Genomic DNA, 13742 nt, shown 5'->3' with positions numbered 1-13742 from the left:
TCTTGGGCAGATAGAGTGTCAGAGTAAGAGGCGAGAACTCAGTGACTGGCTTGCAAGGGAAGCAGGCGCCGGTTCCGTTCCAGGCGCGTGCCGCTGATGGCTTCCAAATCGTAGGCGACGTACATTCGCTCCAAGAACGGCTCCTCCGGAAACGGTCGATTCGCCCTGATACCCCGCCACCGATCGATCTTGACCGCCGACGAGGACTCGTTAAACTCCTCGATGGCCAATAATTCTCCGGCAAACCGGTGGCTGACGAGAATCTCTTCGACGTCGTCGAAGTACAGAGGCACCTTGGACAACATCCACCGGTTGCGATGTGAGAGTAACTGCAATGCATGCACCGTGGAAGAATAGAGATCAAGATCAAAGGAAATGAATCCGATGGGCGCCTCCTGGATATGAGCCACGAATTCCGGCACATGCTCCCGTACATCGCCGAAGAGGAGCCTGGTGCGGGACGACAACTTGGCCCGTAAGGCCTGTTCGTCGAGCGGGAAATCCCCCTCTTTCCAGTAATCAGGATGATCGCGGTAGTCGCCGGTCATTTCGGGCAATCCTCTTCCACTGTCGAAGCCCACCACGTTGATTGTCACGCCGCTTTCTCGTTCGACCGCCGCCGCTTCCTCCTGGAGCGCCAATAGCCCCTCGCCGCCGGCGACTCCAAATTCAATGGCGGTAATGGCAGGGATGTCCTGCTCACGCGCCAGCCAGGCGCCCGTGACGAGCCCGGAGAGATACGCGGGCCTCGGGGAAATCGCCCACAATTCTCTGGTTCCCACTGATATCGGCAACCAAGCCAGCAGTCCTTTGGTCAATAATCGGAACGGGGACTCCATTGAAAGGCGAGTCAGCCATCTGGGAACTGAAATGTCGGGCACCAAATACCTTCTTCTCGATAGAGTGATCGATTGGAACGGCGGATAGACCCTCAGGGGGGAATACACAAACCAGCGCGCGGTAATACGCCCACCAGCAAGTGACTGCATCCGTCGATGTAATGGATGTCGGCACTATAGAGATCGAGGCAGGATCGTTCAAGCAAAAAATTGCGACTGAAGATTAAAATTTACGGATCATAAGTATTGCGTCAGTCAGGATCACGATTAAATCGCAAAACACCTCGCTCAAGGGAATCCTAGTGTTTGTCGCCTTGCGACGGTGAAGCTGTCCGCCTCCACACCTCTCAGAGCGGCCTTTTCGGGTCTTGCCAAGCGGAAACCTTCCGGAATTCCCGGTGGCTGTGGTCACGAGCGACCACAGTGCCGTGGTCAGTTCCGGCTTTCCTCCTCGGCAAGACCTCGATGAACACCTCGCTCTTCCGGTGAAGTCGGCGCTCAGCTCCCCATCGTCGGACAACACTCAAGATTTACAGCGATGCGTCGAGAGTCAGGGGGACAAAGGTTCTGGATGGTCACGCCTCAATACGGTGGGGCGCTTGGAGCCCTTGACGAGCTATCGCTTGTGGTCCGCATCGTACTCCGCTGTAGTTCAACCTCCAGATCTAGCGTTGAAACAAAAGATACATGGATTACTTCTACCTAACGTCCCTTCCTGGCATCCTTCCTTATCTTGTAAATGACGTATTGACACATTATCCTGCTGCCATATCAGTTCAGTCTCAATCAGCGGGCGACGATGAATAGTCTCACCACTGCCCCCCAACGCGACCTGATCTTTATAAGTTATAGCCACCAAGACAAGCAGTGGCTCGACCGGCTCCAAATACTCCTGAAGCCATTCATAAGAGAAAAACAGATAACCGTCTGGATCGATCCCTACATTCAAGTCGGTGATCGCTGGGAAAGAAAGATCGACGAAGCCCTGGATCGAACGAAAATCGCCGTGCTACTGATTAGTCCAAATTTTCTTGCATCCGACTTCATCATGGATGTCGAACTGCCGGCAATTCTTAATGCGACGGAAAGGGACGATGCAGTCCTATTCTGCGTGCCGATCAGCTCGGTTCCAAAGAGTCCCACGTTGATGAAGTTATCGAAGTACCAGTGGGCCAGGGGGACTGAGGAGCCATTGGGGCTAATCCCGGATGAGGAAATGCGAAACAATGCTCTGGTCAAGATAGTCGACACACTGGTGACGGCTTTTCCTCTCCCCGTTGCTCCGGTTTCCCCGGCCGCCGAAAGACAAGTAGATCTTGGCCGTAGTCATGTGCCGGGCGTCACCGAGAGAACAGTCACCGATAAGCAAATTGGTAAATTGCATGGGGTCCCTCCACAACGACCGCATTTTATCCCAAGGACTGAAGAACTAAATCGGCTCAAAGGGGCCTTGCTCGCCCTAAGCACCAGATCCTTCGGCATATCTGGCGCAGCATCAAAATTTGGCCTCCATGGACAAGGCGGTATTGGCAAGTCAGTGCTAGCGATCGCGCTGGTGAATGACGATGAAGTTCGGCGGGCCTTTCCTGATGGAATCTATTGGATCACTGTGGGTCAAACGCCTGACATTCTTGGGTTGCAGGATAGTCTGATTACAGACCTGAGTGGAAAGGGAACCGACCTCACCGGCCTGGAACCTTGCAAGAAATTGTTAAAGGAGCTGTTTGAAGGAAAATGCTGTCTGGTAGTGCTGGACGATCTCTGGCGATATGACGACGCGCTGGCCTTCGATGCACTGGACGCCGGCTCCAAGCTGCTGATCACAACCCGGGATGCCACGCTCCTCACTGCCCTCGGCGCACACGAGGAACGACTGGATCGTGTTAGCAAAGACCTAGCGCTGGAATTGCTCGCCCAATGGTCCGGTTGGGACCATGCATCTCTTCCGCTGGCCGCCCAAGAGGTTGCCGAACATTGCGGCCGGATTCCACTGGCTCTCGCACTCGCAGGCGCGCGAGTGCGAGACGGAATGGCTTGGGAGGACCTGCGAGATGCCCTGGCACGCGGACATCTTGAATTCCTCGACCATCCGTATGGCAGCATCTTCAAATCCATGCGATGCAGCGTCGATGCTTTGCCCCCTGACGCGCGCCGACGGTATCTCGAACTTGCGATCTTTCCGGAAGATACGGTCATCCCCGAACGGACCGTCCATAAGCTCTGGCATCAGACTGGAGGCCTCGACGCAATACAAGTCAAAAGCCTGCTGAACACCTACGAACGAAAAGGGCTGGTCTATACTGGACAGGGTCAACGCGAGGTTAGTCTCATCTTTCACGACCTCCAACAAGACTTTCTGCGGCTCATTGTAGAAGACTTACCGAATCTCCATGCTCAGTTCCTTCAAGCGTACCGAGATGACCTGAGTAATGGAACGACGAGAACGCCAAGTTCTTGGTCTCAGTTGCCCGCCGAAGATCAATACATGTGGTCATACCTTGCCTATCATCTGATTGAAGCTGGTTGCTCCGATGAACTGCGGCAGGTTGTGGAAGATGTCCACTACCTCGCGAAGAAGATCTATCTCTTCAAGGCATTCTCAGTGGAACGCGATTTGGAGATGGCTATTAGCTCGACGGGCGGTGTAGCGATCGAAGCCCTTGGGCGAAACCTAGCTCAATCGGGTCATTTGCTCACTGGGTTTTCGCGAAGCGAAGATGTCTTACGCACGCTGTATATGCGACTTCGCGACGATTCGGCTTTGACATCCATAGCAGACCGATTCGAGTCCAGCGTCGACATACCCTTCTTAAAACCGCTTTGGCCTATGCCTGATCGGCCACATTCTTCACTAATCCGTACTCTTGAAGGCCATACGGATAGAGTTAAATGTTGCACGTTCGATCCTGCGGGAAAGTCGATTGTCTCAGGTTGTCTTGACGGTACCTTTCAAGTTTGGGATGCCGACACCGGCACGCTCCTCCGAACTCTTAAAGACGATAGCAACTTTAGGGATTGGGCGTGCGATCCGGGAGGAAGGTCTATTGTCTGTGCAACTTATGACGGCATGTTGGTGCTAAGGAATACCGTTAGTTGCACAGCCGTCCATAGGATCAAAGGTGATCGTGGGCACGCCGAGAGCTGTGCTCTCCATCCTAATTGCACGACGATTGTCTCAGGTGCTAAGGACGGCAGTCTTCGGCTTTGGGATGCCGCCAGCGGCGAAGTCCTTCACAGCTTCGAAGCGCACAAGACCTCCATTTGGTGTTGCGCGGTTGACCCCCAGGGAAAATGGCTCGTTTCAGGTGCCTACGACGGCACGCTGCGACTTTGGGATGTTTCAAGTTGCACGTTAATCCATACCTTCGAAGGCCACACGGCTGCTGTGACGTGCTGCGCCGTCGATTCGCAGGGTAAATGGATCGTTTCCGGTAGCTACGATCACACGCTGCGCATTTGGGACATCGTCCAGGGCACCCTAACCCACATTCTCCAAGGACATACGGATTCGGTTTTGTGTTGCGCGGTCGATCCGCAGAGAAAATGGATCGTGTCAGGCGGTGGCGATTGCACCTTGCGCCTTTGGGATGTCGCCACCGGCCAAGAACTCCGCATTCTTAAAGGCCATACGCACGATGTCGAATGCTGCGCCGCCGATTCGCAGGGAAAATGGATCATCTCGGGTGATGGTGGCGGAAGTCTTAGGCTATGGGATGCTACCGTCGGAGAGTCCTTTCGTACACTAGACAGTGACGGATACGAGATACGCTGCTTCACGGTTGACCCAGAAAGCAAGTGGATCGCCACAGGTTCCGACGATGGAACTATTCGACTTAGGGATGCCGGCTCTGGCCACATCATTCGTACTCTCAAAGGCCATACTGGTACCGTCCGGTATTGTGCGGTCGATCCCAAGGGTCGGTGGATCATTTCAGGTAGCGATGATTACACCGTGCGTCTATGGGATGCCAGCTCAGGTCTAATACTTCACATCCTCGAAGGGCATACAGACAGAGTCCGCTACTGTGCAATTGGTCCGCAGGGCAAATGGATTGTCTCGGGTAGCGACGACCACACACTCTGTGTATGGGAACTGGCCACAGGAGCGCTGGTACGTAGGCTCGAAGGACATACAGAAGAAATCACGTGCTGTGCAATCGATCCGCAAGGAAAGTGGATTGTGTCAGGCAGCAACGATCGCACCTTGAGATTGTGGGATGTAGTTACCGGATTGCCACTTCATGTCCTTCGGCACACGGACGCGCTGATCTGTTGCACGGTAGATCCTTGGGGAAAGTGGGTTGTTGCTGCGTCGGGCGGCACAGCTAAGTACGACGTAACTTTACGTCTATGGGATGTCGCTACCGGCAAGGCTAGGCGGGACCTTATTAATACTGAGGTTCCCGAAAAAAGCGGCTATGCCTGGATAGAATGCTGTGAAGTCGATCCCAATGGCAATTGGATAGTTTCGGGTCACAATGGCACTCTGCGGCTCTGGGATGTCTCCGTCGGCGTCTGTTTAGGTATGTTGGAGACGGGCTCGACTAGGTGTTGTGCAATCGACCCACAGGGAAAATGGATCGTATCCGGCAACTACGATGGCACACTGCACGTCTGGCACGCCATAGAGCGTGAGTCGTTTATGGTAATCCGCGTCGATGATTCTCTGTCATCGGTGGCCTGGTTTCCAGACGGCCGGCGGATCGTAACGGCGGGAACGAAGGGCCTTTACGTGTTCGAGTTGCGCGGTCTAAAAAGCGCCTGACCGATGCAAACTTAATTTGTGAAAGCTAGAACTTAAACTGACAGTCAGGTAGAGTCCTCCCTCTTTCGAAAGGAGCGAGGACAATGACGACGGAGCAGAAGATCATCAAGGCCAAAGTCGGCGTGTTGGAACTGGCGAAGCAGCTCGGTAATGTCTCCAAAGCCTGTCAGCTGATGGGGTATAGCCGAGATAGTTTCTATCGGTTCAAAGAACTCTACGACAGGGGCGGCGAGGCCGCCCTCCAAGAGATTTCGCGACAGAAACCCCTCCTCAAGAATCGGGTGGCGCCTGAAGTGGAGCAGGTGATTGTGCAGATGGCCATTGAGCAGCCGGCTTGGGGGCAGGCCCGCGTGGCCAATGAACTGCGCAAGCAGGCCCTGACGATTTCCCCGGCGGGCGTGCGATGCATCTGGCTCCGCCATGATCTCGAAACGATGCGGAAACGATTGAAGGCGCTGGAAGCGAAGGTGGCGCAAGAAGGTCTGGTGCTCACCGATGCGCAAGTGGTGGCGCTCGAGAAGGCCACCGCGGATAAAGAAGCGCACGGGGAATTCGAGAGCGCATGTCCCGGCTACTGCGGCGCGCAGGACACGTTCTACGTCGGGACGTTGAAGGGCGTGGGCCGGATCTATCAACAGACCTTCATCGATACCTACAGCAAAGTCGGCTTTGCCAAGCTATACGACCGAAAGACGCCGGTGACGGCCGCGGAATTGCTCAATGACCGAGTCTTGCCGTTTTTCGAGCAGCACGACATTCCGCTGAACCGTGTGCTCACCGATCGTGGCACGGAATACTGTGGCGCGCCGGAGCGCCATGAGTACGAATTGTACCTTGCCGTGGAGAACATTGATCACACGCGCACCAAGACGCGGCATCCCCAGACCAACGGGATCTGTGAGCGGTTCCACAAAACGATGTTGAACGAGTTCTACCGCGTAGCGTTCCGGAAGAAGATCTATCGGACGCTGGAGGAACTCCAGGCCGACCTGGATGCATGGATACAGGAGTACAACGAGCAGCGCCCTCATCAGGGCCGCTGGTGCTATGGCAAGACGCCCATGCACACCTTCGTCGACAGTGTGCCGCTGGCCAAGGAGAAAATGTTAGCGGCCTAAACCCGGTGAGGACTCGCTGTCTGTCAGATGAAGTCTTGAGTTATACACTTAATTACCTATTCTGCTTCACCCCCTCGTCAGTTTCCGATACCGGATCCGATGCGGGCGTTCGGCGTCTTTCCCCAAGCGCCGCCTGTGATCGGCGTCGTACTCGCTGTAGTTGCCTTCGTACCAGACGACCCGGCTCTCGCCTTCGAACGCCAAAATGTGCGTGGCGATCCGGTCGAGAAACCAGCGGTCGTGACTGCTGACCATCGCGCAGCCCCCGAAGTTTTCGAGACCTTCTTCGAGTGCTCGCAGCGTATTGACATCGAGATCGTTGGTCGGCTCATCGAGCAGAATCAGATTGGCGCCTTCCTTTAGCATGCGCGCAAGATGCACGCGGTTCCGCTCTCCACCCGACAGGTCCTTCACCTTCTTCTGCTGGTCGGTCCCGCTGAAGTTAAATCGGGCGCAATAGGCGCGTGCGTTGACTTCGGCCTTGCCTAGCTTGATGGTGTCCTGACCGCCGGAGATGATTTCATACACTGTCTTGGTCCCGTCCAACGTGCGATCCTGATCGACATATCCCAACTTGACGGTCTCGCCGACCTTGATGGCGCCGGTGTCCGGCTTCTCCTTGCCAACGATCATCCGGAACAGCGTGGTCTTGCCCGCACCGTTCGGGCCGATCACGCCGACGATTCCGCCTCGCGGCAGATTGAAACTCAGCTCATCGAACAGGACACGCTCTCCATAGGACTTGCCGATCCCGCTCGCTTCCACGACCACATCGCCCAGCCGCGGCCCGGGCGGAATAAAAATTTCCAGGTCTTCCGCTCGCTGCTCCTGCTTCTGATTGACCAGTTCCTCGTAACGCGTCAGCCTGGCTTTTCCTTTTGACTGTCTGGCCTTTGGCGACATCCGAATCCACTCGAGCTCGTGCTCGAGCGTTTTGCGCAATTTTGATTCAGCCTTCTCTTCCTTTTCCAACCGCTCCTTCTTCTGATCGAGCCAGGAAGAATAATTGCCCTGAAAGGGAATGCCGTGGCCGCGGTCCAACTCTAAGATCCAGCCGGCGACGTTATCGAGAAAATACCGATCGTGCGTGACGGCGATGACGGTGCCCTTGTACTCCTGCAGGTGCTGCTCGAGCCATTGCACCGATTCCGCATCCAGGTGATTGGTCGGCTCATCCAAAAGCAGAATGTCCGGTTCCTGGATCAACAACCGGCAGAGCGCGACGCGGCGCCGCTCTCCTCCGGACAAGACCTCGATCTTCGCATCCGGCGGCGGGCAACGGAGCGCATCCATGGCGATTTCCAGCTCATTTTCCAATTCCCAGCCGTTCGCCGCTTCGATCCTCTCCTGTAATTGACTCTGCTTGTCGAGCAGCTTTTCCATCTCATCGGGCGATACATTCTCGCCGAGTTTATTGCTGACCGCCTCGTACTCTTTCAGCAGGCCGATGATTTCATGGCGGCCTTCCTCTACTACCTCTTTGACCGTCTTGTCTTTATCGAGTTGCGGCTCCTGTTCCAGGAGACCAACGCTGTAGCCTTTCGATCTCGTCACCTCGCCCACATAGTTCTGATCGACCCCGGCGATGATCTTTAACAGCGAACTCTTGCCCGCACCGTTCAACCCAAGCACGCCGATCTTCGCGCCGTAATAAAACCCAAGGTAGATGTCCCGCAAGACCTGTTTCTTCGGCGGATAGACCTTGCCGACACCGACCAAGGAGAAAATCACTTGCTTATCATTCGTCGCCATACGGTTCCTTTGTCTCAATCATAGAAGTGGTAGTAATCGATACGAGTGGGCAACAAGTCCGCATCGTGAAGAAGTCGGGCTACAGTGAATGCAGAACCTGAACGCCTTGCTCCGCCCCACTTGCCATGCTTGCCAGCTGCGCTCTTGCTTCCTCCGCATTACGCACCGGGCTTGGAAAGGCGACACGGCCTCCCTGCATCCGATCGGCAGTCTTGACCCGGAGATGAAAACCCAGTCGATCCAGGGCGGTCACGGTTACCTGTTGCGGCTCTACCTTCGCGAAGACCCGGGCAAGCAGCAATAGCCGCTCGACTTGCTCCGTATTTATTTCCCGGATAAGCGCCGGGGCCTCCTCCGCGAGCGGATCGACCTCCGCATTTGCATAGTCCTCCGCCGCGACCCAGCCCATCGATCCGAAGCCTCCGACGAAATACACCTCGCCGATCGTCATGCGGAAGAAGCTGAAGTCGGTGAAATCCACCCAATAGGAGGCATTGGCATGTCGAGCCAGATAGAGGTCGCGGACCGAACCGACCTCCTCCTTTGAGACCTTGGCGGTCAATCCCATGAGCGTCACTCTCGCAGCTCCCAACGGATCGCCGCTGACTTCCGAAGGCGTGACCAGCAGGCTGGCACGCTGATCACTCAGCAAGTTCTGCGTGTGCATCGCCATCGTGCTGATCAGAAAAATCGGCCGCCCTCGTTCATCGACCGCGTAGGGCATCACCGAGCCGAACGGCCAGCCCGGCTGCTTGCGCGACAATGTCGATAGGCTCGCTGTCCGCTGCAGATAGACTAATGTCCGGGCTCGTTCGGCGTGAGTCGGTTCGGGGACGACGCGTCCGTCGGAATCCGGTCCGCTGTTATGCTGTCTTGATGACACAATATTCCTCTCGTCGGTTTTTTTATCGCCGGGTACCAACCTTACTCTGGATGCCGCCTGAATTTCCACTGAGCGGCTCGTCCACGGAATCGATCGAGCGCGTGAAGATCGGATTGCACAAGACAGATGACTTCGGTAGACAGAAGGAAGGAATGAATCGATGGAACATACGGCCTTCGTGCGGAACGTCAATCGCATGTCAGCCGGCGATGAGATTTACCTGTTTGTTACACGGAGAACTTCTATGATGCGCCGCATTCACGCCTGGTCGATGGTTCGGATTGCCGTCCTGGTCTGCCTGGTGGGCATCCTGCTATCCTGTTTACCTGCGGCCGCGGTGTGGGCCGTGGACGATCGCGAGGCTCAAGATCTGATCGATCGGGCCCGCATGACCCTCAATAATTTCGTGGCCGATCCCAACATGACGTGGTTCCGTGATCACATTGCAGATGCCAAAGGTCTGTTCATTGTCCCGCAATACCTCAAAGGCGCCTTCTTCTTCGGCGCAGCCGGCGGAAGCGGGATCCTCATGGCGCGGGAGGAGAAAACGGATGCGTGGAGCGAACCGGCCTTTTTTGTGATGGGGGCCGGCAGTTTCGGCTTTCAATTCGGGGCGGAAGCGGCCGAGGTGGTGCTGCTGATCCTTTCTCAAAAGGGTGTCGAGTCATTGCTGCTGGGCAATTTCAAGCTGGGCGCAGACGGCTCGGTGGCGGTCGGGCCGGTGGGAGCCGGTGTCGCCGGAGCGACGACGCCGAACCTCAGTGCAGACCTCTTGTCGTTCGTCAGGGCGAAGGGGTTGTTTGCGGGCATCTCGCTCGATGGCGCCGTCCTCAAGGCAAAAGACGAATGGAACAGCGCCTACTATGGCAAACCCGTCACGCCGACCGACATCATCATCCGGCGCGACGTGCAGAACCCCTATTCCGAGCGGCTGCGCGAAGCGATCGAGAAAGCGGTGAGCGGGAAGCAAGCAAAGCAATGATGCCTGAAGTCAAGACCAGACAAACAAACCCTCTGAGGCAGATGAAGATTGCGCACTCGCCAAGTTAGCCTAATCGCACGAACAAATCCTCAATCGAAGCAAGGCCATGACTCATTCCCAGGTTTGAAAAACGCCTATGGGCTCGATAACCTGTTGGAAGAGCATCAGCTGCTTACAACCGAGGCATTGTACGGTACCGTTCTGCTTTGGGACGCCAGTACGGGAAGAGCCTGACCCAACTTGATGGGCTTTCGAATTATACAAGCTCCGCTCCCTTCAGCCCTAACGCAGCGCACATCGTCGCTGCATCGCCAAAAAACCTCGCGGGTCTGGGACGTAAACACTGGAACAAAACTTGGCAGCCTCAAGCACGAAGATTCCGTGGCCTCTGCGGCCTTTAGTTCAAATGGGCAGCGCGTAGTGACGGCATCGTGGGACCGGACTGCGCGACTTTGGGATGTCAGATGGCTAACTCAGTACAAGGGCCAAGAGCAAATCCAGGCGGCGTGTGATAAGAAGCTCGGTGCACGCCTTATAACGGAGGAGGATGTGAAAACCTCTGTGATTCTAAGCGGGCGCAAGGGCGAGGACGTGTGCGCACAGTCTTCAATTATGACAGATATTGCTTCAGTAATCGGGTTGAAGATGTAGCAAGCATTAGACAAGTCTGCATGAAGGTTCGCCCCTTATCGATCAACAGGAGCGGAAACTTACCCCTCTCTGTTGAGAGCGACGCGGAATGTTCGAAGGAATTCACCAGGGGTCAGCACCGGGAACGAGGCCCAATCGCGGACCCGATCTGTCAGGAAGTCGCGCGTATTCCACGTGACAAGATAATCCACCGTTGCGATCTTGGCTGCCGCCAGAATCGGTACATCGTTCCGATGAATCACTCGGGCGGCGTCTTGAGCCGCCTCATGGGAAGGATCTTCGACGACTACTGGAGACAGATTACGAAGCAGCAGGTGATAGTCATCCACCAACGTGGGAAGTTTCGCTGTCAAATTCCGATCCGCTTCAACAAGAACCTGCCTGGATACGACCAGTTCTATGACCCTCGCTTCGCTTAACCGCAGAACCTCGCGCGCCGCGCCGGTCGGAGACACGACTCCTGCAATCAAGGCACTGGTGTCCAGAAAGACTCGCCATCGCTTACGCTCCATTCCGTTCCCGGTTGTACCGTTCCCGCTGTTTTTTGAGGTCCGCCAACAGATCGTCCAATTTCAGCCCGGCCTGCTTCATAGCCCGTGCGGCCTTCTTTGCGATGGCATCTCCGATGAGCTTGCGTGGTGTAAGCAGCAATACATCCCCGACTTTCACAACCGTCAGTGAAGCGTCTTCCTCCAGGTTAAGTTCTTTTCTAATGGAAGCGGGAATCGTCAGCTGTCCCCTCCCCCATACTTTGACGGTTGGCACAAAACCCTCCTTTGGGCGATGTGTCGTTTCTGATATTTTCGGATTTTCAGTATAGCGCTGATCTCGTCACCTATCAAGCGGTGTGCCGGTCAAGCATCGATTATTCAGATCCCCAGATCCTCCGAAAGCCGCACTTCCGATTCGTCGGTAATTTCTTCGAGACAACTGAAACAGGCGAACGGAAAGCGGTCCACCGGGATCGCGCAGACTTCCCCGACAGCCGCATCAGCTTCTAGGGCCGGGCCGCCGCATTCCTTATGAATCAAGACCAGCATGCCGCTTTCCTTTACCCTTCCCTCACCACCAGCTGGCGTAAGGCTTCCAAATGTTCCGGTTTGCTTAGCCGGTGGTCGCCGGTCTTGAGCAGCAGTTCAATCGGAAATGCCGGATCCCGCCGCAACACTTCTTCCACAAAGCGCCAACTGCCGGCCGGTTGGATCACCGTATCCTGCAGGCCATGCAAAATCGTCGTCTTGACGCGGCGTAACTGCGAAAAGGTCTGCCCCCAGTACTGCTCGCTTTCCTCGACCCATTTCCACGACAGCGGCCAGTCTTTGTGCAATGCGTCATCGTCCCAGGGCATCCAGCCGGCCGTATGCCAGGCATGCCGGCGTTCATTCGGAATTTGCTTGGCCCGCTCAGCCATCATGTTGAAAGCCGGCGCGATGAGGATCGTCTCTTCAACCATCTCAAATTCCTGCGCCATGAGCCAGCCGATCCAACTTCCAAGCGAATTGCCGACGATGGTGACTCCGGGAACGGCAGGGTCTCGACCCTGCCGGGGTGGGTGGGTGAGTTCGGGCATGGCAGCGGCCCTGGTTACATAAGCTCCTAGGCTCCTCACGACCGCCCGCGCGTCGTCGATCCAGTCGGACAACGTGTAATCGGTGAACGTGCCTTCCGAATCGCCGAATCCACGCACATCGTAACAGCAAAATCCCCAGCCTTTTTCCCGGCACCATTGCACCAGCGCTTTGCTCTTGTTCCCCCACCGTCTGGACAAAAACCCGGTAATGAAAAGAATCTGCCGGCCGGTTCCTTCCAATTGGTCGCCGCAGATCAACTTCCCATCGGCGCCTTCCAGTTCGAATGGCTGCGTCTCAGTCATAGCAGTCTCGGCTTAGAATACAGAGCTTCATACTCCACACCACCCGCCGGCGGTTACGGCTTGTGCAAACGCTTCACCGCCTTAAATGCAACTGAAGGAACTGTCCAAGCTTTCTCAGCACCGGCTCAGGAATCTCATGCCCGCCGCGAAACGGCAGCCACTCCACTTTGAGCCCGGTCCGCACAAACTCATCGCGAAGGCGTTCGGCCATGACATAGGGAAGAATCGGATCCTGTGTGCCGTGGCTTTGAAAGACTGGCAGGCTCTTCCGTTTGAGGAGAAGCGGTTCCCATTCCTGCTTGGCGAGCAAGGTGCCGGAGAGCTGAATCAGCCCGGCATAGGCCCGATCGCTGCGCAAGAGCGCGTCGCACGAGAGCATCGCGCCTTGCGAAAAGCCGCCGAGGATCGTGTGCTTAGGATCGGCCCCGATCTTGCGCTGCAGGTCGTCCAAGAATGGCGCAACCCGCTCACGCGCCTCGATGAGGCCTCGTGGGATTTCGCCCGACATGTCACGAATGCGACCGGCCGCGCGGTCGGCCTGAATCCGCGCCATATCGATCATCCACCAAGCCCGCGCATTGCCATACCCCAGCGGCATGGGAAGTGGCGCTTCAGGAAAGAAGAACCGCGTGCCTGGCGGAGCATCGAGATAGTCGCTCAGGACGACCAAATCATCACCGGGCGCACCGTATCCATGCAACAGCACGACCGCCGGCCCAGTCCCGCCGCCGCGGCCATCGACTCCGCCCGTCATCCGAACGGTGAGCCCGCCGAGTTTGTCCTGTCGCATGTCGGATCAGCCGCCGGTAGAAGATTTGTGTGCCAAGCTTGCCGACCTCTCTTGTACGGCGGCCGTTGAAATTTCTCAAGTAGCCGGCC

At 56.1% G+C, this 13742-nt stretch carries 12 protein-coding genes; 4 read left to right on the top strand and 8 right to left on the bottom strand.

What is annotated here, in order from left to right; genetic code table 11:
• Positions 1–38: 38 nt before the first annotated feature.
• Positions 39–881 carry a hypothetical protein gene (locus tag ACWGXE_RS00680; RefSeq protein WP_447600477.1) on the bottom strand — a complete coding sequence of 281 codons (843 nt, stop codon included), beginning with the start codon at positions 879–881 and terminating at the stop codon, positions 39–41.
• A gap of 757 nt (positions 882–1638) precedes the next feature.
• Here ACWGXE_RS00680 and ACWGXE_RS00675 point away from each other — a divergent pair.
• Both ACWGXE_RS00675 and ACWGXE_RS00670 read left to right on the top strand, forming a co-directional pair.
• On the top strand, positions 1639–5604 hold the full coding sequence (locus ACWGXE_RS00675; RefSeq protein WP_447600475.1) for an NB-ARC domain-containing protein: 3966 nt from the start codon (positions 1639–1641) through the stop codon (positions 5602–5604).
• Between the two features lie 83 nt (positions 5605–5687).
• A complete protein-coding gene (locus ACWGXE_RS00670; protein ID WP_447600474.1) occupies positions 5688–6722 on the top strand; it encodes an IS481 family transposase in 1035 nt (344 codons plus the stop codon).
• Between the two features lie 66 nt (positions 6723–6788).
• On the opposite strand, the gene ettA is transcribed toward ACWGXE_RS00670, so the two are convergent.
• Together ettA and ACWGXE_RS00660 are read right to left on the bottom strand one after the other, a co-directional pair.
• Entirely contained in the window at positions 6789–8474 is a 1686-nt protein-coding gene (ettA, locus tag ACWGXE_RS00665; RefSeq protein ID WP_447600472.1) for an energy-dependent translational throttle protein EttA, read from the bottom strand.
• Positions 8475–8553: 79 nt separating this feature from the next.
• Positions 8554–9357 (bottom strand): HugZ family pyridoxamine 5'-phosphate oxidase, encoded by an 804-nt coding sequence (locus ACWGXE_RS00660; RefSeq protein ID WP_447600470.1) that lies wholly within the window; start codon positions 9355–9357, stop codon positions 8554–8556.
• 244 nt (positions 9358–9601) lie between these two features.
• Between ACWGXE_RS00660 and ACWGXE_RS00655 the strand changes: the two genes are divergently transcribed.
• Together ACWGXE_RS00655 and ACWGXE_RS00650 are read left to right on the top strand one after the other, a co-directional pair.
• On the top strand, positions 9602–10339 hold the full coding sequence (locus tag ACWGXE_RS00655; protein ID WP_447600469.1) for a lipid-binding SYLF domain-containing protein: 738 nt from the start codon (positions 9602–9604) through the stop codon (positions 10337–10339).
• Between the two features lie 243 nt (positions 10340–10582).
• Positions 10583–10990, top strand: a complete 408-nt coding sequence (locus tag ACWGXE_RS00650; RefSeq protein WP_447603831.1) for a WD40 repeat domain-containing protein — start codon at positions 10583–10585, stop codon at positions 10988–10990.
• Positions 10991–11049: 59 nt separating this feature from the next.
• Here ACWGXE_RS00650 and ACWGXE_RS00645 read toward each other — a convergent pair whose 3' ends face one another.
• From ACWGXE_RS00645 to ACWGXE_RS00625, 5 genes are all read right to left on the bottom strand, one after another.
• A complete protein-coding gene (locus ACWGXE_RS00645; RefSeq protein ID WP_447600468.1) occupies positions 11050–11502 on the bottom strand; it encodes a PIN domain-containing protein in 453 nt (150 codons plus the stop codon).
• Positions 11492–11755: an AbrB/MazE/SpoVT family DNA-binding domain-containing protein gene (locus tag ACWGXE_RS00640; RefSeq protein WP_447600466.1), complete on the bottom strand. Its 264-nt coding sequence runs from the start codon at positions 11753–11755 to the stop codon at positions 11492–11494. Before ACWGXE_RS00640 ends, ACWGXE_RS00645 begins: the two co-directional genes overlap by 11 nt.
• A gap of 104 nt (positions 11756–11859) precedes the next feature.
• Positions 11860–12030, bottom strand: a complete 171-nt coding sequence (locus ACWGXE_RS00635; protein ID WP_447600464.1) for a hypothetical protein — start codon at positions 12028–12030, stop codon at positions 11860–11862.
• Between the two features lie 11 nt (positions 12031–12041).
• Positions 12042–12863 (bottom strand): alpha/beta hydrolase, encoded by an 822-nt coding sequence (locus ACWGXE_RS00630; protein WP_447600463.1) that lies wholly within the window; start codon positions 12861–12863, stop codon positions 12042–12044.
• A 73-nt stretch (positions 12864–12936) separates the two neighbouring features.
• Positions 12937–13653, bottom strand: coding sequence for an alpha/beta hydrolase (locus ACWGXE_RS00625; protein WP_447600462.1), 717 nt, complete (start codon positions 13651–13653; stop codon positions 12937–12939).
• Positions 13654–13742: the final 89 nt, after the last annotated feature.

Source organism: Nitrospira sp. Nam80 (genome assembly GCF_965152575.1).
The sequence above is the reverse complement of the archived record's forward strand: the minus strand, read 5'-3'. Positions and strand labels throughout refer to the sequence as shown.

What these genes read in the sequence shown, in the direction of transcription:
- ACWGXE_RS00675 (WP_447600475.1), top strand. Translation starts at nt 1,639, where the DNA reads ATGAATAGTCTCACCACTGCCCCCCAACGCGACCTGATCTTTATAAGT.
- ACWGXE_RS00670 (WP_447600474.1), top strand. Translation starts at nt 5,688, where the DNA reads ATGACGACGGAGCAGAAGATCATCAAGGCCAAAGTCGGCGTGTTGGAA.
- ettA (WP_447600472.1), bottom strand. Translation starts at nt 8,474, where the DNA reads ATGGCGACGAATGATAAGCAAGTGATTTTCTCCTTGGTCGGTGTCGGC.
- ACWGXE_RS00655 (WP_447600469.1), top strand. Translation starts at nt 9,602, where the DNA reads ATGATGCGCCGCATTCACGCCTGGTCGATGGTTCGGATTGCCGTCCTG.
- ACWGXE_RS00650 (WP_447603831.1), top strand. Translation starts at nt 10,583, where the DNA reads ATGGGCTTTCGAATTATACAAGCTCCGCTCCCTTCAGCCCTAACGCAG.
- ACWGXE_RS00645 (WP_447600468.1), bottom strand. Translation starts at nt 11,502, where the DNA reads ATGGAGCGTAAGCGATGGCGAGTCTTTCTGGACACCAGTGCCTTGATT.
- ACWGXE_RS00635 (WP_447600464.1), bottom strand. Translation starts at nt 12,030, where the DNA reads ATGCTGGTCTTGATTCATAAGGAATGCGGCGGCCCGGCCCTAGAAGCT.
- ACWGXE_RS00630 (WP_447600463.1), bottom strand. Translation starts at nt 12,863, where the DNA reads ATGACTGAGACGCAGCCATTCGAACTGGAAGGCGCCGATGGGAAGTTG.
- ACWGXE_RS00625 (WP_447600462.1), bottom strand. Translation starts at nt 13,653, where the DNA reads ATGCGACAGGACAAACTCGGCGGGCTCACCGTTCGGATGACGGGCGGA.